The organism is Niveispirillum fermenti (genome assembly GCF_052474395.1).
The window spans coordinates 667,052-691,982 of sequence record NZ_CP156679.1; the positions used below are offsets into that span (position 1 = coordinate 667,052).

Genomic DNA, 24,931 nt, shown 5'->3' on the forward strand with positions numbered 1-24,931 from the left:
CAAAACAATCAGCAGGAATGGGGATGCACATGGGACGGACCAATCACCACCGGTACTTGGGTGCCGGCATTTTCACAGGTTCCCTGGCCATTCTGGCCCTGGCGGCACCGGCCATGGCCCAGGATGGCCTGGTTCTGGAGGAAATCATCGTTACGGCGCAGAAGCGGGCCGAGCGGTTGCAGGAGGTGCCGGTTTCCGTCACCGCCTTTTCTGCCAGCACCATCGAGGATGCAGGCATCAAGACGGCGGAAGACTTCCTGTCCATGTCGCCGAACATCCGCATGGTGCAATCCTTCACGGTCGGCAACAGCTTCGTCACCGTGCGCGGCATTTCCCAGATCAACAACAATGACCCGTCGGTGGCCGTTGTCGTGGATGGCGTGCCGCAATCCAATCAGAAGCAGTTGGCCCAGCAATTCTTCGATATCGAGCGTATCGAAGTGCTGAAGGGGCCGCAGGGCGCCCTTTATGGCCGCAATTCGATTGGTGGCGCCATCAACATCATCACCCGCCAGCCCAAGGACAAGATGGAGGGTTCGGCTGAGGTCGGCTATGCCAGCGGCAATACATGGTCGGCCACGGCCGCCGTGGGTGGACCTGTCGTGCAGGACAAGCTGCTGTTCCGCGCCGCCGTCTCCTATCAGGACAGCGACGGGCTGATCACCAACACCTTCCTTGATCGCAAGGCCGATTTCTATCAGGACAAGACGGGCCGCCTGCAGGCCACCTGGATGCCGACCGACAGCATTTCCGTCGATGCCCGCGCCTCGCTGTCACGCACGGAAGGCGGCGCCGTTCTCTACAGCCAGTTGCCGACCAATGGCTTTTCCAACGCCACCTGGATCAAGCCGGAAGAGAATGTGCTGGGCGAAAGCCAGCGTGACATGGACGACCTGTCCCTGAAGGTCGACTGGGATTTCGGTGCCGCCACACTGACCGCCATCACGGCCTATTCACGGGTGAAGGAAAGCTATCGCGGCGATCTCGACTTCTCCTCAGTCCAGGCCCTGGGCCAGGGACAGGACCTGGATGTGGAGATGATCAGCCAGGAAGTGCGCCTGACCTCTCCCAACGATCAGCCTTTCCGCTGGATCGCCGGTGCCTATTACCTGCATACCGATCGCAGCCTGAGCACGACGGTGTTCGCCGACACCGACAGCACGGTCGCGGGCTTCGTTCCCCTCATGGTGTTCGGGGATGAAAGCAACGACAATGATGCCTATGCCGTCTTCGGGCAGGGGGCTTTCGACCTGACTGACAAGCTCGAACTGTCCGCGGCCCTGCGATATGACAGCGACAAGCGCGAACAGACCGACCTGCTGCGGGCCAGTGCCGTGCGGCAAAAGACCTTCAGCAAGTGGCAGCCCAAGGTCACCGCGAAGTACCAATGGACCGACGCGGTGATGACCTACGCCACCTATTCAACGGGTTTCCGCTCCGGCGGCTATAATGTTCCCACCGTGACGCCGCCCGTCTTCGCCAAAGAGACGACGACCAATTACGAGGCGGGCTTCAAGGCTACCATGGCCGACGGACGCCTGGTGCTGAACGGCTCCGCCTTCCATACCAGGCTCAGCAACGCGCAGATATTCAAGGTCGACCTGACCTCCGGTGCCCAGATCATCGACAATATCCGGCGCGCGACCCTGACCGGCCTGGAACTGGAGATGCAGACACGCCTGGCGCTGGGCTGGGACCTGTTCGGTGGAATCGGCCTGACGGACAGCGAGATCAAGGATTTCGACGGGACCGCCTCCTATCGCGGCAATCAGGTGCCGAACAATACGAAATTCACGCTAAACGCCGGCAGCCAGTACAGTTTCGAAATCACCGAAAATCTCGGTGGGCTTCTGCGTATCGACGTGGATCATCGTGGCAAGCAATATTACCATGCCGACAATACCGATTTCCGCCGTAAGATCACGCTGATCGATCTGCGGGCCGGGATGACTTATGAGAACTGGTCGCTGACGGCCTATGTCAAGAATTTGACCGATAAGCAATATTTCTCCGAATATGGCGATGCCTTCTGGACAGGCTCGCCGTCGGGGGAGGATGTCGGGCAATTGTCCCGACCGCGCACCTTCGGGGTAACCGCCAAGGTTCGTTTCTGAGTGTCCGTTCGAATAATTTCAGATGCTTCCAACTGTTTACAGGTCTTGTCTTTCAGCACCACCGTCACCCCGGCAAAGGCCGGGGTGACTGAATCAAGACATCAACATGCTGGAAAATAAGAAAACTTCTCAGACGGGCCCTAAGAATCACATTTTTTCGATTGGCTGCTGAAACTGGCCCCTGTCCATCCAGACAGGGGCCTCTTTTTGGCCGGTGAGTGCAAAGACCGTCTTTGTCTGCTATTGTCTCAATATTGGGTGAGTGAACGGGGCTGTTGCGGAATGAACCGGCGATGTGGGTTTTATGGCCAGCATGCGCAGCAACCACTCCGTCGATGGCTGCAACGCGGGGCATTAAAAGGCCTTTTGGCTGCGACTATCGTTACCGCCACATCCTTGGCCTCGGAAGTGAATGATGCAAGGGGAGTGGATGGCCTGCTGGTGAGGGTTTGCTCCGACGAGAGCTGTCTTCAGTCAGGCATCCGCTCTCTGGAGGGGCTGGCCGAACATGAGAAGGCTGCAGCGTTCAATACGTTGAAGCAAGCGGCATCGGGCAGAGATGCGTCATCCGTCAATGCAGCGAACCTTCTGGTCGGATGGTTTGTGCAAAGCCGTACTGCCGGATTAGGCAACATGTACGATCTTGCCCGCAAGGTGGCAGAGAGTGGCCATTACGTGTCGGGGGACGTCTATTATCTGCTTGCGCAATGCCATTTGGAGGCGCTTTGCGGGCAGGAACACGATGCGCATCTGGCGCTGCATTATCTTCGTATGGCAGCCGGAAAGGGGAATGCGAAGGCCATCAACAACCTTGTGCCCCACCTGGGCCGCGACACCGAAGAGGGCCGGACGACAGTGGCGGCATTACAGCGACTGGCGGAAGCAGGGGACTTACGCTCCATGCACAACGTAGCGGTTCTTCATGGAACCGGTTGGTTCGGGCAGGTGGATAATGACTTAGCGCGGCACTGGTACCACAAGGCATCGGCCAAGGGAGACAGAACCTCCCTTTTTTCACTGGGCCGGATGATGGTGATGGGCGTGGGCGGAGAGCAGAACCCGGCTCTGGGATATGCTCTGATAACCTTGGCAGCAGATGCGGGAGAACCGAACGCCAGCCGATACATCCGCGACAAGGGGACAGCCAGTATCGACGACGCGCAGGTGGCGGCGCTAAGACGGCAATGGCTGTCGATAAATGCATTGCCAGTATGTTTTGTGCCTGGGCGCTGTCCGAACCTCCACCCTTGAAGAGGCGCATCAATCCGGCGCCGTTCCGCCAAACTCAGGTGCGAATAATGCTCTCCCATGGCAGCATCCATTGCTAACCACCTGATTATAAAGAAGAGTCGCACTTCAAAATAGAATCTACCCCGCCCAAACGGGAAAGATTGATAATTTATCTTATGGAAAATATCTATATCGCGAATGGCTCGCAGAATCTGCTGGATTATGAGAGTGATTTGCAGTAACTATCTGACCAACACCCATGCACGAGCCTGGATTCGTTTCGACCATGTATGTCTGCATCTGCAACGCGATCAATTGCAAGTCGGTCCGCCGCAGTGTCGATGGCGGCGCGGGCAGCGTCGCCGGTGTATTCAAGGCCTGTGGCAAGACCCCGCAATGTGGTCGCTGCTTCACGACCATCCGGGAAATGGTCGGTTCGGCCAAGTCCGCCGCGGTGGCCGGGGGCATGGCGCCGGCTGTGGCTGCTGAATAACGGACGGCGGCGTAACGCTCGTTCAAATGTTCCGACCAATCTTCGGCTATTCGTTCGGTGTCACTGCCATTGCGGGCCTGTGTGCCTCGTCAAGACCCAGACGGGCGCGTAACAGCAATACCTGCTCCTCTGCCGCCTGGAACATCGGCACCGTTCCGCGTTGTCCGTTGAAAAGGAGCGCCGGCTTCCTTTCCCCGGACACATAGACGATGCGGTAGAGCCGATGGGCCTCTTCGTATCGCCCCAGTTCCTGGTTGATCTGGGCCAGGGCGAAATGGGCCTGCATATTGTTGGGCTGATCGCGGACGATCTCCTCATAGAATTGCAGCGCCATGACATAATCACCGGCTTCCCGTGCGGCAACCGCACGATCCGTGGCGCCGTTGCGCCAGGAGCCTGCCCCCTTCCCGCCCGGCGACCCCGAACAGGCAGGAATGGCTATCATGGTTGCCAGGATCAGCAGGCACAGTGGCAGGCGGGTCCTTTTATCCCTCATGATTTCGCCTTCCGTTCCTGTCCCCCTGCGGCCGCATCCACAGCCATTGCTGTCAGGGTGGCGCAACAGCGCTGAGCCTGCAAGAGGGGCTGCCGGTTACGATGTGCATGTGTATAGGATGGTATACGGTTGTTTACCAGGAACGGCGGAATACCCATCCTGCCGGCAAGTGAAGAACAGGAACAAAGAAGGCGGTTGGCGGCGTGATTGGTCCTGAACAGTCAGACATATCCATCCTCATGGCGGATCGCGGAATGCGGGCGCTGATCACCTTGTGGTGGCAAGAACGGGCGGCAGGCGGCGGCTCTGTGGTGCCGGCGCGCGCGCAGTTGGACCCCTGTGCCATTCCGCGCGGCATCCTGCCTTATATGTTCATTTATGAACGGGTGGCCGGCCGGCTGCGCTGCCGGCTGGCCGGTACCCGGCTCCGGGATATTTTCGGGCGGGATGAAACCGGTTGCCATCTGGACGAAGTCATCGCCCCGCAACATCTGGCAGGACGAACCGCCCTGTTCGACCGGTGCCTGGATGCCGGTCTGCCCCTGTTCTATCGCGGGTATCTGGTTCCAGCCGGCCGGCATTGGCGGGCTTTCAACCGGCTGCTGCTGCCGGCGGCCGCCAAGGCCGGGCAGCCGGCAACACAGGTGATGGGCCTGCTCAGGGTCTATGACCCGTCGCAGGCCAGGACCGTCGCCACCCTGCCTGCCGATGCGGACGGCTTGGTCGATTTCCGGCTGCTGGGTGAGGATGATTGCCGGTCGTTGCTGCTGTGACCGCCGTCAGGCCGCTGCCAGAACGGTCGCCAGCCTCTGCGCCGTTGCGTCGTCCATGCGGAACTGCACGCGCAGGACGCCGTCATCATTGCTGATCACACGCGCCGGCAACGCCGCGCCGTCCAGACCGGAGATATCGATCTCGTCCCCCGGGCCGGCATCAAGGGTGATGCGAAGAGCGGCGCCGGCCGTCGACAGATCGACCACGCGCCCCGCTACATCGGCGGCGGGCCGGTTGCGCCGCGCCCGGCTGGCAACACGGACCGGAATGTCAACGGCACGCCGTTCCACGGTGCGGCGCTCCCCGGCATGTTCCATGGACCGCAGGAATTCCTCCACCTCGCTGCGCAACTGTTCGGCCTGTTCGGACAGTTCGCCGGCTGCGGCATGCAACTGGCTGGACGCGGACATCGTGAAATGGGCGCCCTCCCGCACCGTCACGATGCTTTCCGAAACGTCCCCCGTGCGCAAGGCGGCTTCATGCACATTGCGGCTGATCTCTGCCGTGGCGGCGCCCTGCTGGTTCACGGCACTGGCGATGGCGCTGGAATTGTGCCCGATGCTGTCGATGATATCGGCAATGGCACTGATCATGCCGGCCGCGTCATCGGCAGCGGTCTGGACGGCGCGGGCCTGACTGCCGATATCATCGGTGGCGCGGGCCGTCTGCCCGGCCAGATTCTTCACCTCGCCGGCCACGATGGCGAAGCCCTTCCCGGCCTCCCCTGCCCTTGCCGCCTCGATCGTGGCGTTCAGGGCCAGCAGGTTGGTCTGGCTGGCGATCTCGCTGATCAGGCCGACCACGCCCTGCACATTGGCCACGACGGCCGACAAATCATCGACGATGCGCCTGGCATTGTGTGCCTTGTCTACAGCTTCCGCGGTGATCTGGGCTGTGATGCCCACCTGCCGGCCGATCTCCGCGCTGGATGCCGACAATTCCTCCGTCGCGGCGGCCACGGTTTGCGCGTTGTCACGCGCCACCTGGGCATTGTCGGCGACCAGGTTCGACTGGTCCCCCGTCATTTCGGCCTGCTTCTGCAATGCACCTGATGTGGCTTCCAGTTCCGTCGCGGCGGCGGCCACGGTCTTCAGCTTGCCGGCCACGGCCAGCTTGAAATCGCGCGTCAACACCTCCAGTGCCTGGCGGCGACGCTCCTTGGCCTCCTCCTCGCGCTGCTTCTCCGCCTCCAGCGTTCGGGCGTGCAGGGCGTTATCGCGGAAGACGGCAACGGCCCGTGCCATGGCACCCAGTTCATTTCGCGCATTGGTATCGGGTACATCGACTTCCAGCCGACCGGCGGCGAGACTTCCCATGAGGTCCGTCATGCGCGACAGCGGCCGGGCCAGCGTGCGGGCAATGGCGCTGGATGCGCCGGCGGCAAGCCCGCCCAGAACAACGACGGCACCGATCAGCACGATCAGCATTTCCCGGTATTTACGGCCGACATCATCCAGATAGACACCAGAACCGACCACCCAGTTCCAAGCGGGCAGCAACGTCACATAGGAAATCTTGTCCACGGGCCTGTCATGGCCGGGCTTGGGCCACATATAGGGCACGAACCCGGATTGTCCGGCACCGGTCGCCGCCTTCACGAACTCCCGGAACATCAGCGTGCCGGCCGGGTCCTTGAAGTGGGACATGTCCTGCCCGTCCAGTTCAGCGCGGATCGGATGCATGATCATCTGGTGATTGGTATCATTCACCCAGATATATTCCCCGGCGAACCGCATCGCCTTGACCGCTGCGAGCGCACGGGCCTGCGCCTCATCCCTGGTCAGGGTGCCCGCCCTCTCCTGCGCCATGTAGGCGTTGATGACGGACGCGGCCCCCTCCACCGCAGCCTGGGCGCTGGCATGGTACCGATCGCGCAATTCGGTGCGCTGAAGTTCACTGGCCAGAACGGCAAAAGCCAGGAGACCGGCAATCGAGAATATCACAACAAGGCCGAGTCTTTTTGAAATACTCGTATTATGGAACCAAGCCGAAATATTCGCTAACCACACCATTTTTATCCGCCCTAAATCTCATTATTTCTGCGATTGCAGCATATCGATGTCTTAAAGCGGGATTATACGAAAGTGAATATCCCGCCAATAGGGGATATTACCTATTGGCGGGATATTGTACGGAAACACTGGGTGGAGACGTGTATGGTCTTGATTTTCAAGGATACTGACCCGATGATTCTTGGTGAGAGAAGCCCGACCAACGTACATGTGTGCGGTATTGCGACACTGCGCCGCACCGAAAGGCGGGGCCATGAACAGGGGAGGAACGACGATGACAGTGCCCTTTGAACTCAAGGGACTGGACCATATCGTCCTGCGTGTTCGCGACATCGACCGGATGATCGGCTTCTACACCGATATACTGGGCTGCCGGATGGAGCGGATATTGCCGGAGGTAGGGCTTTACCAACTGCGGGCCGGCAACAGCCTGATCGATCTTGTGCCATTGGATGGCAAGCTTGGAGCGGCCGGCGGCGCCGGGCCGGGGGCGGAGGGGCGCAATCTGGAGCATTTCTGCCTGGAAATCAGCCCGTTCGATGAAGCGGAGATCAAGGCCCATCTCGCACGCCACGGCGTGGAGGCCGGCCCTGTCGGCCAGCGCTATGGCGCCGGCGGCGAGGGGCCGTCTCTCTATCTCCGCGATCCGGAGGGCAACAATGTGGAGTTGAAGGCCCGCTTGCCCTAAAAATGGCGCCAGCCACCGATGCCGAAATCAGGTGACATCCCTTCGGTACCCGATACGTCCAGCCCCGGGTCACCTTCAATCACCTTGCCGATGCGGGTAACCGCGATCCCGGCACTGGCGGCGGCGGCGGCGATGTCTTCCGCCTTTTCCTGCGGGGCCGTGAAGGCCACTTCGTAATCGTCACCGCCCGTCAACATCAGGGACCGCAGAGCGGGCTGGGACAGCAGGACGCGCAAGGCCGGGGCCGAAAGCGGCACGGCCCGGGCATCCAGGTGCAGGCGTACCTTGCTGGCCAGGGCCAGGTGACGCAGATCCGCGATCAGCCCGTCCGATATATCCAGGGCTGCCGTGCCGAACACGCGCAGGGATGCCACGAAATCCAGCCGCGGGCTGGGCCGGCGCAGCCGGGACAACAGATAGGCCCGGTCATTGTCCGCCACAGGGCTGGTCAATGTCCCCTGGGCCAGCTTCAAGCCAAGGGCCGCATCGCCGATATGGCCCGTCACGAACAGCGCGTCGCCCGGCCTGGCTCCCTTGCGGCGGATCATGCGCTGGAACGGCACCAGTCCCAGGGCGGTGACGGTCAGCGACAAAGGACCGGAGGTCGCAACCGTATCGCCCCCCAGCAGGTTGACCTTGAATTCCTTCTGCGCCCTGCCCAACCCGCCGGCAAAGGCACCGACCCATTCGTCCCCGACCGCGCGCGGCAGGGCCGTCACCAGGCTGTAGGCCAATGGCTCGGCCCCCTTGGCGGCAAGGTCCGACATATTGACGGCCAGCAGCTTGTACGCCAGGTCGGCCGGATCGTCCTGCGGCAGGAAATGCACGCCGGACACCATGGCGTCGGTCGTGACGACGAGTTGCTGGTCCGCGGGAATGTCCAGAACCGCGGCATCATCGGTCAGGTCGAAGGCACCGGGCACACCGACAGCCAGCGGCCGGAAGAAACGCTCGATCCGGCCGAACTCCCCCAGCCTGTCGCCAGCCTGTTCCGTCACGGCGTTCCCGCCCCGCCTTTTGCCGCCGTCCGGGCCGCCATTTCAGCCGGACGCAGGGTGCGGGCCAGCTTGTCCAGCACCCCGTTCACCATTCCCGGTTCCCGACCGGAAAAGAAGGCATGGGCCACATCGATATAATCATTGATGATGATGTGGGGCGGCACGGCCTCGTTGGCCAGCAACTCCCACGCCCCGGCCCGCAGGATGGCGCGCAGCAGCAGTTCCATGCGTTCCAGCGACCATTGCTGGCTCAGCAGGCCCCCCAGCATCTGGTCCACATCGGCCAGGCGGGCCTGCACGCCGCGCACGATGTCGGCGAACAATTGCGGCTCGGCCGTCACGAACTCGTCGCCATCCTGTTCCTGCCCGATCCGGTGACGAACGAATTCATGGATCACCGTCTCGCTGGAGGCGCCGGCCAGATCAATCTGGTAAAGGCCCTGGACAGCGGCCAGCCGGGCGGCACTGCGCCGGGCCTTGGCGGAGCCGGTGGGCTTGATCTTGGGCGGCGGCTCCGGCTTGGCGGGCGCGGTGATCTTCTTGCGGGGGGGCATGTCGGGACCTGGAACTCAGCGGGAATAGAGACGGAATTGCTTCTTCAGCTCGATCATCTGAAGGCAGGCATTGGCGGCGAATCCGCCCTTGTTCTTCTGGTTGACGGCGGCGCGGGCCCAGGCCTGCTCATAATTCTCCGTCGTCAGAATGCCGTTGCCGATGGCCAGCGTGTGGCGCAATGCCAGTTCCGACAGGCCACGGGCGCTTTCCTGACAGACATAGTCGTAATGCGTTGTCTCACCACGGATCACGCAGCCCAGGGCCACATAGCCGTCGAAACGGCGGCGACCGGAATAGAAATCCATCGATCGCACGGAAAACTGGATGGCGGCCGGGATCTCATAGGCGCCGGGCACCTGGAAAATCTCATAGGTCGCACCGGCCGCTTCCAGCGCCGCCACGGCACCCTTGACCAGTTCATCGGCAAGGTCGTCGTAGAAACGGGCCTCGACGATCATGATATGGGGCGCGTCGGCCATGGTCGTATCCTGTCAGACTGAAGGAATGGATCAGAAGAGGCTGGGTATGGCCCGCTGGCCGACAATGGTCAAGCCATAGCCTTCGAGGCCCACCACCGTCTTTTTGGTATTGCTCAGCAGGACCATGCGCTTCACACCCAGATCGTTGAGAATCTGGGCGCCGATGCCATAGTCGCGCAGCTCGCCCGCCAGGTCGGCATTGCCATCATCGATGGCGCGCAGCCGGTCAGCCAGCGAGAAGGGCTGTGCATCGCGCATCAGCACGATGACGCCGCGCCCATCGTCGCCCACGGCCTTCATGGCAGATTCCAGCCCGCCCACGGGGCCGTGGCGGTTGTCGCCCAGCAGGTCCTTCACGATGTTCAGGGAGTGCATGCGTACAGGCACCGGCACACCATCATGGATGTCGCCCTTGACGAGGGCGATATGTTCGGCCCCGCTGATGCGGTTGCGATAGACGATCATCTCGAACCGCCCGCCATGGTGGCTGTCCAGCACGGTGCGGTACGAGCGCTCGATGATGGTTTCCGTCCGGCGGCGATAGGCGATCAGGTCGGCGATGGTGCCGATCTTCAGGCCGTGCAACTGCGCGAACTTCACCAGGTCCGGCATGCGGGCCATGGTGCCGTCATCATTCATGATCTCACAGATCACGCCGGCGGCAGGCAGGCCGGCCAGACGGGAGAAATCAACAGACGCCTCGGTATGCCCGGCCCGGACCAGCGTGCCGCCATCGCGTGCCAGCAGCGGGAAGACATGGCCCGGCGTGACGATGTCGCGCGGGTCCACATTGGGATCGATGGCGACCTGGATGGTCCGCGAACGGTCGGCAGCGGAAATACCGGTCGTGACACCTTCACGCGCTTCGATGGAAACCGTGAAGGCCGTCTGGTGACGGGTGCCATTCTGCTGTGCCATCAGAGGCAGCCGCAGGCGCTCGTTCATCGGGCTGTCGATGGCCAGACAGATCAGGCCACGGCCGAACCGGGCCATGAAATTGATGGCCTCGGGCGTGGCCGCCGATGCGGGGATCACCAGATCCCCCTCATTCTCGCGATCCTCGTCATCGACCAGAATGAACATGCGGCCCTGGCGCGCCTCCTCGATCAGTTCCTCCGTGCTGGACAGCACGGGCCGATCCTCTTCCGTCAGGCGGGTTTCCGTGGCCGACATCTCAGGCTTCCTTTCCAACCAGCCGCGCGACGTAGCGCGCCAGCATATCCACTTCAAGATTGATGCGCGCGCCCGGCCCGATCAGGCCGAAGGTCGTCTGTTCTGTCGTGTGCGGGATGATGTTGACGCCGAAGACATCGTCCTCCACCTCATTCACGGTCAGGGACACGCCGTTGAGCGCCACCGACCCCTTGGCCGCGATGAAGCGTTTCAAAGTGCCCGGTACGCGAAAGCGCCAGCGATGGCTGTCGCCGTCGGGCGTCACCGAAACGACCTCTGCCACACCGTCGACATGGCCATAGACCAGATGTCCGCCCAATTCGTCCCCCAGTTTGAGGGATCGTTCCAGGTTCAGCGGCGTACCGACGATCCAGTCGCCGACGGTGGTCTTGGCAATGGTTTCTGCGGACACATCAGCCTTGTAGGCATGCGCCAGCTTCTCCACCACGGTCAGGCAGACCCCGTTGGACGCGATGGACGCACCCATGGCGACATGGTCCAGGTCGAACCGCGTCTCGATGGTCAGTCTCAGGTCGCCACGGCGCTCGATCTCCACGACGCGGCCGACATCGGTGATGATTCCGGTAAACATGGGCGATAACCTAGGGCTTGGCGCGACAATGCGCGAGAGGGCGATGGTTGCGCGGGGCGCATGGCGGGGGGGACCGGCCGTCAGCCTGACAGGCGATAGGACACCTGCTGGTCATCGGGGGGCAGAAAACGCAGGGCCTGGGCCAGGATGTCGGTTCCCAGCGGACCGATGGCCGCCAGCCCGTCACCACCGATCAGCATCGGCGCCCTGAACCATTCCACACGATCGACCAGTCCGGCCTTCAGGAAGGATGTAGCGACCGCCGCCCCGCCTTCCACCAGCACCCTGGTGATCCCCTGTCCGGCCAGCGTGGCCAGCGCGCCGGCCACCGGCAACCGGCCATCGGCATCGGGTGCCACGCGAAGCACCCGCACGCCCAGCGTCTCCAGCGCCGCGATACGGTCTGCGTCCGCGTCCGCAAGGGTGACGACCCAGGTGGGAGTCGCGGCTGCGCCGACCGCCAGCTTCGAGGTGACGGGCAGGCGCAGGCTGCTGTCCAGCACGACGCGGATGGGGCTATGATCCTCCAGCCCCGGCAGGCGGCAGGTCAGTTCCGGATCATCGGCCAGAGCCGTGCCGATGCCGACCAGGATGGCATCATGGTTGGCCCGGAGCATGTGCCCGCGCGCACGGCTTTCGGGGCCCGTGATCCATTGACTGTGACCGCTGACGGTGGCCACCCGCCCGTCCAGGCTGGTGGCCAGCTTCAGGGTGACGCCGGGTCGGCCTTTCACAATGCGCGTGATGAAACCGAAATTGACGTCCAGCGCTTCCTGCGCACACAGCCCCACATCCACGCGGATGCCGGCTTCGCGCAGCCGGCGGATGCCACCGCCCGACACGCGCGGGTCGGGGTCCTCGCAGGCCACCACGACACGCGCCACGCCGGCGGCGATCAGCGCCTCCGAACAGGGGGGCGTCCGGCCGTGATGATTGCAGGGTTCCAGGCTGACATAGACCGTGGCCCCGCCCGCGCCGGCACCCGCCTGTGCCAGGGCCTGCGGTTCACCGTGCGGCCGGCCGCCGGGGGCGGTGACGCCGCGGCCCAGGACGCGACCATCGCCGCCAACCACGATGCAGCCCACCGACGGGTTGGGCCAGACCCGGCCCAGATTGCGCCGCGCCAGCGCCAGGGCCGCCCCCATATGCGCGCGGTCATCCTCGGTGAAGGCCGGCAGGACGGTCATGCGGGAGCCGCCTCAGTCCGTCTTGGTGTCGGGCCGCAGCGTTTCGACGAACTGGTTGAAGTCCGACGCCTCGCGGAAATCCCGATAGACGGATGCGTAACGGATATAAGCCACCTTATCGATGCCGTTCAGATGGTTCATCACCATCTCGCCGATCTGGGTGGACGGGATTTCGGTCTCGCCGCTGCTTTCAAGCTGGCGCACGATGGAATTGACCACGCGGTCGACCCTGTCGGCATCGACGGGACGCTTGCGCAGGGAAATGCGCATGGACCGCAACAGCTTCTCCCGGTCGAATGGTTCCCGCTGACCAGAGCTTTTGACGACATACAACTCGCGCAACTGCACCCGCTCGAACGTGGTGAAGCGGGCCCCGCAGGCGGGACAGAAACGGCGGCGGCGGATGGCGGACCCGTCTTCGGTCGGACGGCTGTCCTTCACCTGGGTGTCGTCATTCCCGCAGAACGGGCAGCGCATGAAACCCCTCCGTCGTTATTGTCGTTGCACCAGCGGCCACTGCCAGAAAAGGCCCCCGGCCCTGTCACAGGATCCGGGGGCGGTACTCACGAGAAATCAAAGCGTCGGATAAATCGGGAAGCGGCGGCACAATTCCTGGACGCGGGCCCGTACCCTGCCTTCCGCGGCACTGTTGTCGCCATTGCTGACGGCCAGCGCGTCCAGCACCTCAACGATCATGTCGCCGATCTGCGCAAACTCCGCCGTGCCGAAACCGCGCGTCGTGGCAGCCGGGCTGCCCAGGCGCACGCCGGAGGTCACGAACGGCTTTTCCGGGTCGAACGGCACGCCGTTCTTGTTGCAGGTCATGCCGGAATTTTCCAGGGCATGCTCGGCAGCCTTGCCCGTCAGCTTCTTGGGGCGCAGATCGACCAGCACGATGTGGCTGTCGGTGCCGCCGGACACGATGTCCAGGCCGCCGGCGATCAGCCGTTCCGCCAGGACCCGCGCATTGGCCACCACATTGCCGGCATAGGTCTTGAATTCCGGCTTCAGTGCTTCGCCGAAGGCCACGGCCTTGGCAGCGATGACATGCATCAGCGGGCCGCCCTGCAGGCCCGGGAACACGGCGGAGTTGATCTTCTTGCCCAATTCCAGGTCATTGGACAGGATCATGCCGCCGCGCGGACCGCGCAAGGTCTTGTGCGTGGTGGTCGTGACGATATGGGCGTGCGGCAGCGGCGAGGGATAGACGCCGGCCGCCACGAGACCGGCATAATGTGCCATGTCCACCATGAGATAGGCGCCGATCTCGTCCGCGATCTTGCGGAAGCGGGCGAAATCGATCTGGCGCGGATAGGCCGAGCCGCCGGCAATGATCAGCTTCGGCTTGTGCTCACGCGCCTTGGCCTCCATGTCGTCATAGTCGATCAGGTGGGTGTCGCGGGTCACCCCATAGGACACAACCTTGAACCACTTGCCCGACTGGTTGGCCGGCGCGCCATGGGTCAGGTGGCCGCCGGCCGCCAGATCCATGCCCATGAAGGTGTCGCCGGGTTGCAGCAGCGCCATGAACACGGCCTGATTCGCCTGCGCGCCGCTATGCGGCTGCACATTGGCATAGGCGCAGTCGAAAAGCTGCTTGGCCCGCTCGATCGCCAGCGTCTCGGCAATGTCGACATATTCGCAGCCGCCATAATAGCGCTTGCCCGAATAACCTTCGGCATACTTGTTGGTCAGGACGGAGCCCTGTGCCTCCAGCACGGCGGTGGAGACGATGTTCTCCGACGCGATCAGCTCGATCTGGTCCTGCTGCCGGCCCAATTCCTTGCGGATGGCGGCGTGGAGATCGGGATCGGCCTCGGCCAGACTGTCGGTGAAGAAACGGGAACCCTGAATGCTGTCCATTTGCTCTTGGTCCTCATATACCGGTCGGGATCAACCCAACATGGCAACGCGGCGGGCATGTCGGCCGCCTTCGAATTCCGTGGAGAAGAAGGTGGCGACGCAGTCCTTCGCCACTTCCACCCCGATGGTACGGGCGCCCAGCACCAGGACGTTCGCATCATTGTGCAGGCGCGTCAGGCGGGCATCGGTGGGTGTATGGCAAAGGGCGGCGCGCACATGGCTGTGGCGGTTGGCGGCAATGGAAATGCCGATGCCGGTGCCGCAGATCAGGATGCCCATCTGGGCCCGGCCATCGGCCAGGGCCGCGGCCACCGCATCGGCGTAACGGGGATAATCGACCGATTCCGGACCGTTCGTGCCCAGATCCAGGACCGTGTGGCCGGCCTCCCGCAACTGTTCCGACAATTGCGCCTTCAGTTCCGGTCCGGCATGATCGCTGGCAATCGCGATGATCTGCGCACCCATGGACAATCCTTTTCCGGGCCGCATGCCCGGCGCAGAGAAATGGTTGCCGGCACCCAAACATAGTGGGTACCCGACGCGCTGGACCCTAGCAGAAGTGTTGCGCTTACACCAGTTTCCGCCCCCGGACGCCAAAGCAGCCCGGCATTGCCCATCACGCGCGCCTCATGCCCACCCTGTCCAAAAGGTAGATATTTCAAAATGGAAACAATTGAAACATGCAATCTGCAATGTCTCCACAAAGGAGATATGACATCAGGCCGAGCGCGTCACACAGGGGATACAAGAGCGCACAATGAAATATAAGTAATCAACACGAATACCCACTCAGTTCTTGTTGACAGCCGCGGGTGTGCATGCCATGTGACACATGCATGATGTTTACTGTTCAGGACCCAGAAAAAATGGATCAGCCGGACAACACTATCTCGGCCAATGAGCTTCTGCGGATGACGACGGACATCGTTTCCGCCTATGTGGGCCACAATACATTGTCCACGCAGAACCTGCCGGATGTGATCAACGCGGTCTATGGCACCCTGTCCGGCCTGCATGAAATCCCCGAAGAGGTGCCGGTGGAGCCGGTGCGTCCCGCCGTGCCGATCAAGAAGTCGGTGACGCCGGAATACATCATCTGCCTGGAAGACGGGAAGAAGCTGAAGATGCTGAAACGGCATCTGCGCTCCACCTACAACATGACCCCGGACGAATATCGGGCCAAGTGGGGGCTGCCGCCCGACTACCCGATGGTTGCACCGAACTATGCCGCGCAGCGGTCGGAATTCGCCAAGCAGATCGGTCTTGGCCGCGGCCCCTCGCGCCGCTGACGGCAGGGGGTGCCGTCCCAACCCGCTGTTTTAATTACCACCATGGCCATCCGCGTAAACCAGCCGGGCGGCCATGGTGCTTTAATACTATTTTGCGGTGACCAGAACCTATAGATTCTGGTCACCGCCCTCAATTGCCCGCGCCAACATTCGTTGGCGCGGGCGACGCCGCACGAGCGGTGCTGTGGCAGTCGCCGCCGGACCAAATTGCGTTGAGTTCTACTCATCGCACGTTGGTATAAGCAGGCAGGAACGTCACGAAACGCCGCCTGCCTTACGCAGCACATAATTCAACTTGGCCAGCGCGTTACGGGTCAGAACAAGGCGCCCGGCATTGGCCGGCCCCTGTATGACCACCTCCGTGTTGGTCACGGGGTCGATGGCGCTCACCCTTACGATGGCGCCCATCGGCTGGAATTCAATGAGCACGTCGCCTTCGTTGAGGGGGCGTCGCGGCATGATGCAACCCCATCCCGATCACTGCGTTCCCGGCGCCACATAGGCGCCATAGGAAAGCGAGGAGGTCCAGAACCGTTCCAGTTTGCGCATGGTGTCGTTAGCATTGGCCAGTTCGCCAGCCGCCAGGCCGTTCCGGTCCAGGGCATCTACCTGACGGGCGAACAGTTCGCTGATCCGGTCACGCAGCAGCAGGCCCTTATCCGACAGGCGCACCCGTACCGACCGGCGATCATGAGGCGAGCGTTCCTGCGTCAGATACCCGTTTTCGTGCATCTTCTTGACATTGTAGGACACGTTGGAGCCGAGGTAGTAGCCCCGGGCCGTCAACTCCCCAACGGTTAGCTCGTCATCGCCAATATTGTAGAGAATCAGGCTCTGAACATTGTTGATGTCCTGCATGCCGAGACGATCCAGCTCTACCTTCAGCACTTCCAGGAAATGGCGGTGCAGCCGCTCAATAAGCAGGATGCTATCGTAATAGGGTTGACGCAACGCCATCTCCATCCGTCGCAGATAATCGGCGGGAAGTGAACCAAGCAACAAACATCGCGTTTTAACACGATATTGCATAATGCCTAGTCAAAAACGATACCCCATTCGCGCCGCGATGGCCTCGCGGCACGGGAGAATATGGTTTTCCCGTTTAATCAGCTTGTTCGCTTGGCACCCAGCTTGGTCCGCGCCATCTGAAGCGAAAGGGCCAATGCCTGTCCCAATTGCCCGCCATCGCCCTTGATATCGTCACGGACCAGCGCGTGCATGGCATCAATATGCAGGCCGACCACCTGGAGCTGGGCCACCGTAGGAGCCGAAAGCGGGACGAGAAAATGGTTGAGCGAATTTGCAAAGTCCGACAGCAGATCATAGCCGAAGGTCTTGCCCAGCGTCATGATGCCGTCACTGATCTTGATGATGCGGCGCAGATGCTGGGCCCGCCCGTCCGTATCGGTCAGCGCCTGCTGATAGGCCTGCTGCAGGTCGGAAATGTCGAGCCGGGTCTGGGCATTGTGGGCATCCGACATGCGGGAGACATGCGTCATCGCCCGTGTCAGCGACATGGGATCAATGCGGCCCGGCTTGCCATCCGGCGAGCCACCCACCTTCTCGCGCAGCTTGTTGGGCCGCTTTATGATCTCAACACCGGATGCCAATGCTTCAGGCCTGAAATTGTCGTTCATGCGCTCACCCGACGGGTTCCGGCCTCACTATTGGCCGCACCCTCCTCCGTCACGGGAAGATCGGGATTCTCCATGGTTTCGGGCGCGCTGTCGATAACCATATGCGCGCCTTCGTCCACAACGCGCACATCTTCGGGGTTCATCAGACGTTTTTCGGGCCCGTCATAGGAAGTGGATTGTCGCCGCCGGTCCGGCCCGAAATAATTCGGCGCGCGGACGAACGATCGTGGCCGATCGATGATGGCCAGAAGCCGGGTGGCAACATTCATCACCGACATGGGCTTGGCCAGGTATTCCGTGACGCCATTGTCGCGGGCCAGCCGCACGGCAGCCTCGTCGGCCTCGCCGCTCATCATGACGAACGGCAGGAACCGGACCTTGTCGCTTTCGTGGCCGCGAACCCATTTCAGAAGGGCCACACCATCCATCGGTTCCATCAGATGGTCGGCGAAGATGATATCCACATCCCTGCCGGCCGTGCTGTCCATCTGCGCCGAAACGTCCAGGATGGCCATCGCCTCCTCACCATTGTCGGCCTGCAGCACCTTGCCGACCCCCAACGCCTTCAGGATGGTTACCATGATGGACCGTACGAAGCGGTTGTCATCCGCGACCATCACGGACAATCCGTCGAAGCGATAGAATTTTCCGGTGGAGGATTGCTTGCTCATCGGCCTGAATGCATGGGAGCGGGAAAGGCGTGATTAAACCTTCCACAGCTATCGGCCCGCAATCCATCGATTGCAAGCGCTGAAATGATATTCTTAAGCATAAGTTTATGGAGTCCCAATAGGCGGCGCCACCTTACGCAGGTGTTCATGCCTCATTAACATACGATTTCGCTTTTACATTGATCCTATTACAAAACGAACGCATGCCGAGAACAGTGGTACAACCGATGTTAATCATTTCTTAAAGCTAATGCAGAAGGGTGCAGTCATGGACTTGCAGGAACAGCTGCGCTGGACGCAAAGTGCCGACGCCTGGAGCCGATGGGCCGAACAGGTCGCGGACCCGGCGATCCGTATCAATATGCCGTTGTTGGACCTGGCGGCGGCAGCGCCGGGCGCACGGGTCCTGGACGTTGCGGCCGGTGTCGGCGAACCCTCCTTGAGCCAGGCGGAGAGGCTGGGTGGCAACGGGCTGATCGTGGCCTGCGATCTCGTGCCTGACATGCTGCGTACCTTGCGGGCGCGCGCTGCGGGCCGGACATCGGCGGCACCAGTACCTGTCGCGGCCGACATGACCGCCCTGCCCTTTCCGGACCGGAGCTTCGACCATGTCCTGTGCCGTTTCGGGCTGATGTTCGTGCCGGATGTGCCAGCCGCATTGCGGGAGATGCACCGCGTTCTGCGACCGGGCGGCAATGCTGCCCTGGCTGTGTGGGGAAACCGGGCGGAGAACAGCCTGTTCGATCAATTAGACCAGTGCCTGGACACTGTTCTGGGGCCCGATCCGGCGTCCTTGTTGCCGCCGCTGTTCCGTTTCGCCGATCCGGCCCCGCTCTTGCCCGCCGCCCGGCAGGCGGGATTTGCAGCGGCCGAATACAGGACGCTGCGGCTGCGCACCATGGCGGACGGGACAAGGCCATTCTGGCGCGCCACGCTGGACATGGCCTTCACACCACGGCTGGCCGGGGCGGACACCATGGCCACAGCCCGCCTTCACGACCATATCGCCAGCCATTACAGGGCCCTTGCGGACGCCCAGCACCGAGTCGAGGTCAGGAGCGCCGTCCACTTGCTGTGCTTCCAGGCCTAATACTATTTTGCGGTGATCAGAACCAATTGGTTCTGATCACCGCCCTCAGTCGCCGGCGCCAACATACGTTGGCTCGGGCGACGCCTCACGAGCGGTGCTGTGGCGGTCGCCGCCGGACCAACGTGCGATGAGTTCTACTCATCGCACGTTGGTATAAGTGCCAAATTACGATCACGAGAAGGCAGGGGTCCAGAATGACAGGGCCATGCTCGACGATCTGGCCCCTGGCCTTCGCCGGGGAGGTGGGAAAAAAGCAGCTAGAAAAAGAATAACTTCTCGACCGCCCCTCACCAAAGGGATTAGCGGTCCGAGATATATCAATTTGATGCATGCCTTGACTAAGTGAAGCCACGCTATATCGTGTCGGGACTTCAGACAGGTGTGTGATGATTGACGTTAAGACACTATGCCTTGGGGTTCTCAGCCGCGGCGACGCATCGGGGTATGAGATCCGCAAGGAGTTCGAGGACGGGCCGCTCAGCCATTTCAGTGATGCCGGCTTTGGTTCGATTTATCCGGCGTTGCGGCGCCTGCTGGACGATGGCCTGATCGTCATGTTGCCGCACAATGGCGATGGCCGCCCGGACAAGAAACTGTACCGCATCACGCCGGCGGGCCGCCATGCGCTGTATCAGACGCTGACCCGGACCCCCGCGCCGGACAAGCTGCGGTCAGACCTGATGTTCATCCTCAGCTTCGGGCATCTGCTGCCGCCGCGGCATCTGGACCGGATCATCGGGGACAGGATCGCCGATTACCGCCGGATCATCGCCACGCTGGAAGTGGAGGGGGAAACAACCCTGCGCACTCCCGGTGAGCGGTTCGTGGAGGGCATGGGTCTTGCCATCTACCGGGCCGTGGCAACCTATCTGGAGGAGCACCGTCATGAACTCGTGGCGGCTGCCCTGATGGAAAGCCAGGTGGCGTAACCGGTCCGCTTATCCGTATCTGCATTGATCAGAACCTATGATGCTGATCAATGCATCCCTCATGCGCCGGGCGCCGCCATCCGTGGGTTGGCTACGCGGCACGGGCCGCGCGGCGGCAGTCGCCGCCGGATCGGATTTCCCGTCAACGGAAAACCGCTCTAACGCAGCACGGTGCAGGTCCGGTCCCGGCACTGGATGACGACAAAAGCGTCCTTCTGGCCGGTACAACTGACCTTGTAAATAGTCTCTCCGACGCGGCCTGTGACCTGCTTCAGCACCTCCAGCTTGCCCGGGGCGCAATTGGCAGATCGGGCCGCTTCCTTGGCTTCCGCCTGCTGTGCGGCGGCAGGCATCGTCACAGACACCAGGACGGCCAGCAGAAGGATGGCGGTGATGCGCCGCATCACGGCTTCTTGCGCTGGGTGAACGCGGCGGCCAGTGCCTTCAGGTTGTCGGCCTGATCCGGTGCCCCGTCATCGGGTTTGGGCGGGGTGCCTCCCGTTCCCATGCGGGCGATGATGGCATCCATCATCTGCGGTGACAGCTTCTTCGGGCCGCCGGCCGGCCGGGCGGATCGGGCGATACCCTGGCCCGGCGCCGGCGACACCGGCGCGGCTGCGCCGCCGCCCCGGGCCACGCGATCCACGGCACTGCCGGCAATGGCCTTCAGAAAGGGCTTGCACAGGCCCCGAAGCAGTTGCTCGTCATCCAGCGCCCAGGTGATCAACACGCGCTGTGCCTGGGCACGACTGCCCTGGGCCACCTTCAAGGCTTCGCGAATCTTGAGCGTGACATAGGTGTCGCTCATGGCAAGGGCTCCCCTGGCTGGGTCCTTCCGCCAGAGTAACGAACCCGGCGGTCGATCCCAAGGCAATTTCACATGGCGGCGAGGACCTCTGTCGCTGTGGGCATGGCCGTTCCCGTCCCGATGCGGGTGCAGGCGATCGATGCGGCGACATTGGCATAGCGCAGCGCATCCCGCATGTCGTCACCGGCTGCCAGCCGCGCGGCCAGGCTGCCGACAAAGCAGTCACCGGCGCCTGTCGTATCGATGGCGGCTACTTTGCGGCCGGGCACCAGCACATGGGCATCCGCCGTCACGGCCAGCGCCCCCCGCACCCCCAGCGTGGCAATCACCGTCTGCCCCGCGCGGCGGAACAGGCGGCGGGCCGCATCGGCAATCGCCGCCTCGGTCGCATCGCCGGCCAGTTCGACGCCGGCGAAATGGCCCAGCTCGGTTTCATTGACGACGAGGATATCGGTATCGGCCCACAGGCCGGGCGGCGCGTCATCCAGCGCCGGCGCGGCATTCAGCAGGGTGCGGGCACCGGCGGCGCGGGCGCGGGCAAACAGGGTAGCGATGGTGTCCCGGGGCACCTCGAACTGGCTGACCAGCAAATCCCCCGCCCTGATGGGCAGACCGTCGGCGTCGGCCGGCACGATCTGCCGGTTCGCCGCGGGAATGACGACGATACGGTTTTCCCCTGTCGCCTCCACCAGGATCAGGGCGGAACCCGTCGCCTCGTCGGGGGACCGTCCCACATGGGTCGCCGCGATCCCCTTATCCTTGAAGAAGGACAGAATCCGGTCACCGAACATGTCCTGTCCGACCCGGCCGACGAAATGCACCTCCAGCCCCTGCTGCGCGGCGGCCACGGCCTGGTTCAGGCCCTTGCCGCCGGGCATCAGTTGCACCGTGTCGCCATTCACCGTTTCGCCGGCACGGGGCGCACGCCGCATGGTGGACAGGATATCGTAATTGATGCTGCCGACGACAATGACCTTGGACATGGGGCTTCCCCTCTCATTGGAGAGCCCTTCCTATCGCGTTCGCCGTCGGCTGCAAAGCCTTACGCGCGGCTCACTCGTGGCCCCAGGGCGCCGGCGGCGGGGGCACGGGACGGGTCAGGTCGAAAGTGACACGGAACAGCCGGCCCGGACGCGACAATTCATAGATGAACTCGGAACCCGGCTTCACCTCCATGGCCCAGACATTCTGCTGTGCGCCGGGCGGCAGCTTCTGCTCGGCGAACATGGTCTGTGAGAAGGAATCGACGGGAAATTCCTGACGCTCCGCCGTACCGGGGGCGGACGTGTCGCCGCCATATTGCGTGACGGCATCCTCGGACCCGTCCTCATGCCGATGGTCGTGCTTCAGGCGCAGCCCGTCCGCCGTGCGCGTCAGCACCCAGGTGCGCGACCGATCATCGCCCACATGAAAGGGCACCTTGACCTGATCGGCGGCACATTCGCGCACATGCATGACAAGCCGCTTGCCGGCGAACGGATCGTTGCCCGGATTGGGGTCACTGTTGGCCGTGATGCTGCCTTCGAACGCCTGACCGCACAGGGCGTTCAACCGGGTCAGGAAATCATCGGCCGGTGCCGCGGCCGACGGGGAGGCAAGGCCAAGCGAAAGGATCGCCAGGGTCAGGATTTTGCGCATGGATCCAACCTTTTATCGTTCGTTCTTCATGTGGCCATAAAAGAAAAGGCCCGCCGCACCATTCCGGTGGGCGGGCCGATCCTAACCGCAATCGCGGGATGATTACAGCCGTTCGATCACCATTGCGATGCCCTGACCGCCGCCGATGCACATGGTGACCAGGCCGTACCGCCCGCCTGTGCGCTCAAGCTCGTACAGCGCCTTCACCGTGATGATGGCCCCGGTTGCGCCCACCGGGTGGCCCAAGGCCACGCCGGAGCCATTGGGATTGACCTTTTCAGGATCGAAGCCCAGCACCTTGGACACGGCACAGGCCTGCGCGGCAAACGCCTCGTTGCTTTCGATGACATCAATGTCCGCCAGGGTCAGGCCGGCACGTTCCAGCGCCACCGGCACGGCATGGACGGGCCCCAGTCCCATCACCTCCGGCTCCAGGCCGGCATGGCCCCAGGCCACGATACGGGCCTTCGGGGCCAGCCCGCGCTTCTCAGCCTCCGCAGCGGACATCAGCACCAGGGCGGCAGCCCCGTCATTGACGCCCGAGGCATTGCCGGCCGTGACCGTGCCATCCTTCTTGAACACAGGCTTCAGCTTGGCGAAGTCGGCTTCGCTGGCGTCGGCGCGGAAATGCTCGTCCGTGTCGAACAGGCGGGTGCCGCCCTTGGCCTTCACCTCCACGGGCAGGATCTGCGACTTGAACCGGCCCTCCGCCGTGGCGCGGGCGGCCCGGCGATGGCTTTCCAGGGCCAGCGCGTCCTGCGCGGCGCGGTCGATATCATGCCGCGCTGCCACATTCTCCGCCGTGACCCCCATATGGATCTTGTGGAACGGATCGGTCAGTACCGTGACCATGGCATCCACCACGGCGGCATCGCCCATGCGCTGCCCCCACCGCACCGACGGGATGATGTGGGGCGACCGGCTCATGCTTTCAGCGCCGCCGGCGACGGCGACCTCGCACTCGCCCAGCTTGATCATCTGCGCCGCGGAGATGATGGCCTGAACCCCGGACCCGCACAGGCGGTTCAGCGTCAGGGCCGGCGCCGCCACGGGAACGCCGGCTTCCACGGCGGCGACGCGCGCCAGATAGGCGTCATGCGGCCCACTGGGAATGACCTGGCCCAAAACGACATGCTGCACGTCGCCGGGCGTGATGCCGGCACGGCTGACGGCTTCCTTGATGACCAGGGCACCCAGTTCGGCCGGGGTGAAATCCTTCAGGCTGCCGCCGAAACCGCCGATCGCGGTACGGGTGCCCGCTACGATGACCACATCATTCAACGCGCTCATGGAAATCCCTCCGGTCTATTTTATTGCACCGCAGCGAACCTAAGCGGTCGGTAGCGGTCTGGCAACCGTTACAACAGGTGCCCTGCGAAAGAGGGGGCGGGAAAGCCGTCTGCCTTCCCGCCCCCTCTCTCCTGTCGTCAGCGATCCGTGAAGTTCGGGGGACGCTTGTTCACGAAGGCGTCCATCCCCTCCTTCTGGTCGTCCAGCGCGAAGGTCGCATGGAACACGCGGCGCTCGAACAGCAACCCGTCGTTCAGGCCGGTTTCCAGGGCGCGGTTCACGCTTTCCTTGGCCATCATGGTGACGGGGCGGGAGAAGCCGGCGATCTTCTCGGCCGTCTTCAGTGCTTCGTCCATCAGGTCGGCGGCCGGCACGACGCGGGCCACCAGGCCGGAGCGCTCGGCCTCCTCGGCATCCATCATGCGGCCCGTCAGGCAAAGCTCCATGGCCTTTGCCTTGCCGACGGCGCGGGTCAGGCGCTGGGTGCCGCCCGCGCCGGGAATGGTGCCGATGGTGATTTCGGGCTGGCCGAACTTGGCATTGTCGGCGGCGATGATGAAATCCGCCATCATGGCCAGTTCACAGCCGCCGCCCAGGGCATAGCCGGCGACCGCGGCGATGGTTGGCTTGCGGCATGTGGCCAGACGACCCCATTTCTTCGTGATGAAATCGTTGAGATAGGTGTCCTGATAGGTGAACTTGGCCATTTCCTTGATGTCGGCGCCGGCCGCGAAGGCCCTTTCCGACCCGGTGACGACGATGACATGGATGGCCGCGTCATCCTCGAACGCATTCAGCGCCTTTTCCAGGTCCGTCACCAGGCCGTCGGACAGGGCGTTCAGGGCCTTGGGCCGGTTCAGGCGGATAATGCCCACCTTGCCCTTGGTTTCCACCAGGATGTTCTCGTAGGTCTCGGTCATTTCCC

The 24,931-nt window shown here is 62.9% G+C and carries 29 protein-coding genes; 8 read left to right on the top strand and 21 right to left on the bottom strand.

Annotated features, from left to right (window positions below):
• Nucleotides 1–29 precede the first annotated feature (29 nt).
• From ABC728_RS07200 to ABC728_RS07210, 3 genes are all read left to right on the top strand, one after another.
• On the top strand, nt 30–2,114 hold the full coding sequence (locus tag ABC728_RS07200) for a TonB-dependent receptor (protein WP_416617766.1): 2,085 nt from the start codon (nt 30–32) through the stop codon (nt 2,112–2,114).
• Nucleotides 2,115–2,540: 426 nt separating this feature from the next.
• Complete coding sequence (locus tag ABC728_RS07205; RefSeq protein WP_416617767.1) at nt 2,541–3,365, top strand: tetratricopeptide repeat protein; 825 nt, start codon at nt 2,541–2,543, stop codon at nt 3,363–3,365.
• Between the two features lie 238 nt (nt 3,366–3,603).
• Nucleotides 3,604–3,837, top strand: a complete 234-nt coding sequence (locus ABC728_RS07210) for a (2Fe-2S)-binding protein (protein ID WP_416617768.1) — start codon at nt 3,604–3,606, stop codon at nt 3,835–3,837.
• A 46-nt stretch (nt 3,838–3,883) separates the two neighbouring features.
• Here the strand turns inward: ABC728_RS07210 and ABC728_RS07215 are convergent, their stop codons facing one another.
• On the bottom strand, nt 3,884–4,333 hold the full coding sequence (locus ABC728_RS07215) for a tetratricopeptide repeat protein (protein WP_416617769.1): 450 nt from the start codon (nt 4,331–4,333) through the stop codon (nt 3,884–3,886).
• Nucleotides 4,334–4,587: 254 nt separating this feature from the next.
• Between ABC728_RS07215 and ABC728_RS07220 the strand changes: the two genes are divergently transcribed.
• Entirely contained in the window at nt 4,588–5,106 is a 519-nt protein-coding gene (locus ABC728_RS07220) for a PAS domain-containing protein (RefSeq protein WP_416617770.1), read from the top strand.
• A gap of 6 nt (nt 5,107–5,112) precedes the next feature.
• Here the strand turns inward: ABC728_RS07220 and ABC728_RS07225 are convergent, their stop codons facing one another.
• Entirely contained in the window at nt 5,113–7,050 is a 1,938-nt protein-coding gene (locus tag ABC728_RS07225) for a cache domain-containing protein (protein ID WP_416617771.1), read from the bottom strand.
• Nucleotides 7,051–7,393: 343 nt separating this feature from the next.
• Here ABC728_RS07225 and ABC728_RS07230 point away from each other — a divergent pair, with 343 nt between their 5' ends.
• A complete protein-coding gene (locus ABC728_RS07230) occupies nt 7,394–7,807 on the top strand; it encodes a VOC family protein (RefSeq protein ID WP_416617772.1) in 414 nt (137 codons plus the stop codon).
• On the opposite strand, the gene thiL is transcribed toward ABC728_RS07230, so the two are convergent.
• The 9 genes from thiL to rpiB form a co-directional block, all read right to left on the bottom strand.
• Nucleotides 7,804–8,805, bottom strand: coding sequence for a thiamine-phosphate kinase (thiL, locus tag ABC728_RS07235; protein ID WP_416617773.1), 1,002 nt, complete (start codon nt 8,803–8,805; stop codon nt 7,804–7,806). The two genes, ABC728_RS07230 and thiL, sit on opposite strands and share 4 nt — an antisense overlap.
• Nucleotides 8,802–9,359: a transcription antitermination factor NusB gene (gene nusB, locus ABC728_RS07240; RefSeq protein ID WP_416617774.1), complete on the bottom strand. Its 558-nt coding sequence runs from the start codon at nt 9,357–9,359 to the stop codon at nt 8,802–8,804. The genes thiL and nusB overlap by 4 nt, the downstream gene beginning before the upstream one ends.
• 15 nt (nt 9,360–9,374) lie before the next feature.
• Nucleotides 9,375–9,839 carry a 6,7-dimethyl-8-ribityllumazine synthase gene (locus ABC728_RS07245; RefSeq protein ID WP_416617775.1) on the bottom strand — a complete coding sequence of 155 codons (465 nt, stop codon included), beginning with the start codon at nt 9,837–9,839 and terminating at the stop codon, nt 9,375–9,377.
• Between the two features lie 30 nt (nt 9,840–9,869).
• Nucleotides 9,870–11,012 (bottom strand): 3,4-dihydroxy-2-butanone-4-phosphate synthase, encoded by a 1,143-nt coding sequence (ribB, locus tag ABC728_RS07250; protein WP_416617776.1) that lies wholly within the window; start codon nt 11,010–11,012, stop codon nt 9,870–9,872.
• Between the two features lies 1 nt (nt 11,013).
• The gene (locus tag ABC728_RS07255; protein WP_416617777.1) at nt 11,014–11,604 is read right to left on the bottom strand and encodes a riboflavin synthase; all 591 of its coding nucleotides are present in this window, start codon (nt 11,602–11,604) and stop codon (nt 11,014–11,016) included.
• 80 nt (nt 11,605–11,684) lie between these two features.
• A complete protein-coding gene (gene ribD, locus ABC728_RS07260) occupies nt 11,685–12,791 on the bottom strand; it encodes a bifunctional diaminohydroxyphosphoribosylaminopyrimidine deaminase/5-amino-6-(5-phosphoribosylamino)uracil reductase RibD (protein ID WP_416617778.1) in 1,107 nt (368 codons plus the stop codon).
• Between the two features lie 12 nt (nt 12,792–12,803).
• A complete protein-coding gene (gene nrdR / locus ABC728_RS07265; protein ID WP_416617779.1) occupies nt 12,804–13,268 on the bottom strand; it encodes a transcriptional regulator NrdR in 465 nt (154 codons plus the stop codon).
• Nucleotides 13,269–13,364: 96 nt separating this feature from the next.
• The gene (glyA, locus tag ABC728_RS07270; RefSeq protein WP_416617780.1) at nt 13,365–14,654 is read right to left on the bottom strand and encodes a serine hydroxymethyltransferase; all 1,290 of its coding nucleotides are present in this window, start codon (nt 14,652–14,654) and stop codon (nt 13,365–13,367) included.
• 30 nt (nt 14,655–14,684) lie between these two features.
• On the bottom strand, nt 14,685–15,119 hold the full coding sequence (rpiB, locus tag ABC728_RS07275; protein WP_416617781.1) for a ribose 5-phosphate isomerase B: 435 nt from the start codon (nt 15,117–15,119) through the stop codon (nt 14,685–14,687).
• Nucleotides 15,120–15,520: 401 nt separating this feature from the next.
• Between rpiB and ABC728_RS07280 the strand changes: the two genes are divergently transcribed.
• Nucleotides 15,521–15,943, top strand: coding sequence for a MucR family transcriptional regulator (locus ABC728_RS07280; protein ID WP_416617782.1), 423 nt, complete (start codon nt 15,521–15,523; stop codon nt 15,941–15,943).
• Nucleotides 15,944–16,198: 255 nt separating this feature from the next.
• Here the strand turns inward: ABC728_RS07280 and ABC728_RS07285 are convergent, their stop codons facing one another.
• The 4 genes from ABC728_RS07285 to ABC728_RS07300 form a co-directional block, all read right to left on the bottom strand.
• Complete coding sequence (locus ABC728_RS07285) at nt 16,199–16,402, bottom strand: DUF6898 family protein (RefSeq protein ID WP_416617783.1); 204 nt, start codon at nt 16,400–16,402, stop codon at nt 16,199–16,201.
• An 18-nt stretch (nt 16,403–16,420) separates the two neighbouring features.
• On the bottom strand, nt 16,421–16,894 hold the full coding sequence (locus ABC728_RS07290; RefSeq protein WP_445376397.1) for a MarR family winged helix-turn-helix transcriptional regulator: 474 nt from the start codon (nt 16,892–16,894) through the stop codon (nt 16,421–16,423).
• A gap of 155 nt (nt 16,895–17,049) precedes the next feature.
• Entirely contained in the window at nt 17,050–17,580 is a 531-nt protein-coding gene (locus ABC728_RS07295) for a hypothetical protein (protein ID WP_416617784.1), read from the bottom strand.
• Complete coding sequence (locus ABC728_RS07300; protein ID WP_416617785.1) at nt 17,577–18,251, bottom strand: response regulator; 675 nt, start codon at nt 18,249–18,251, stop codon at nt 17,577–17,579. Before ABC728_RS07300 ends, ABC728_RS07295 begins: the two co-directional genes overlap by 4 nt.
• 268 nt (nt 18,252–18,519) lie before the next feature.
• Between ABC728_RS07300 and ABC728_RS07305 the strand changes: the two genes are divergently transcribed.
• Nucleotides 18,520–19,341: a class I SAM-dependent methyltransferase gene (locus ABC728_RS07305; protein WP_416617786.1), complete on the top strand. Its 822-nt coding sequence runs from the start codon at nt 18,520–18,522 to the stop codon at nt 19,339–19,341.
• Between the two features lie 386 nt (nt 19,342–19,727).
• The gene (locus ABC728_RS07310; protein ID WP_416617787.1) at nt 19,728–20,270 is read left to right on the top strand and encodes a PadR family transcriptional regulator; all 543 of its coding nucleotides are present in this window, start codon (nt 19,728–19,730) and stop codon (nt 20,268–20,270) included.
• A 158-nt stretch (nt 20,271–20,428) separates the two neighbouring features.
• Here the strand turns inward: ABC728_RS07310 and ABC728_RS07315 are convergent, their stop codons facing one another.
• From ABC728_RS07315 to ABC728_RS07340, 6 genes are all read right to left on the bottom strand, one after another.
• Nucleotides 20,429–20,674 (bottom strand): hypothetical protein, encoded by a 246-nt coding sequence (locus ABC728_RS07315; protein WP_416617788.1) that lies wholly within the window; start codon nt 20,672–20,674, stop codon nt 20,429–20,431.
• Complete coding sequence (locus ABC728_RS07320; protein ID WP_416617789.1) at nt 20,674–21,078, bottom strand: hypothetical protein; 405 nt, start codon at nt 21,076–21,078, stop codon at nt 20,674–20,676. Before ABC728_RS07320 ends, ABC728_RS07315 begins: the two co-directional genes overlap by 1 nt.
• Nucleotides 21,079–21,146: 68 nt before the next feature.
• Nucleotides 21,147–22,061: a ribokinase gene (locus ABC728_RS07325; protein ID WP_416617790.1), complete on the bottom strand. Its 915-nt coding sequence runs from the start codon at nt 22,059–22,061 to the stop codon at nt 21,147–21,149.
• A gap of 70 nt (nt 22,062–22,131) precedes the next feature.
• On the bottom strand, nt 22,132–22,716 hold the full coding sequence (locus tag ABC728_RS07330; RefSeq protein ID WP_416617791.1) for a hypothetical protein: 585 nt from the start codon (nt 22,714–22,716) through the stop codon (nt 22,132–22,134).
• Nucleotides 22,717–22,818: 102 nt separating this feature from the next.
• A complete protein-coding gene (locus tag ABC728_RS07335; protein WP_416617792.1) occupies nt 22,819–24,006 on the bottom strand; it encodes an acetyl-CoA C-acyltransferase family protein in 1,188 nt (395 codons plus the stop codon).
• A 137-nt stretch (nt 24,007–24,143) separates the two neighbouring features.
• Complete coding sequence (locus ABC728_RS07340; protein WP_416617793.1) at nt 24,144–24,926, bottom strand: enoyl-CoA hydratase; 783 nt, start codon at nt 24,924–24,926, stop codon at nt 24,144–24,146.
• Between the last annotated feature and the right edge of the window lie 5 nt (nt 24,927–24,931).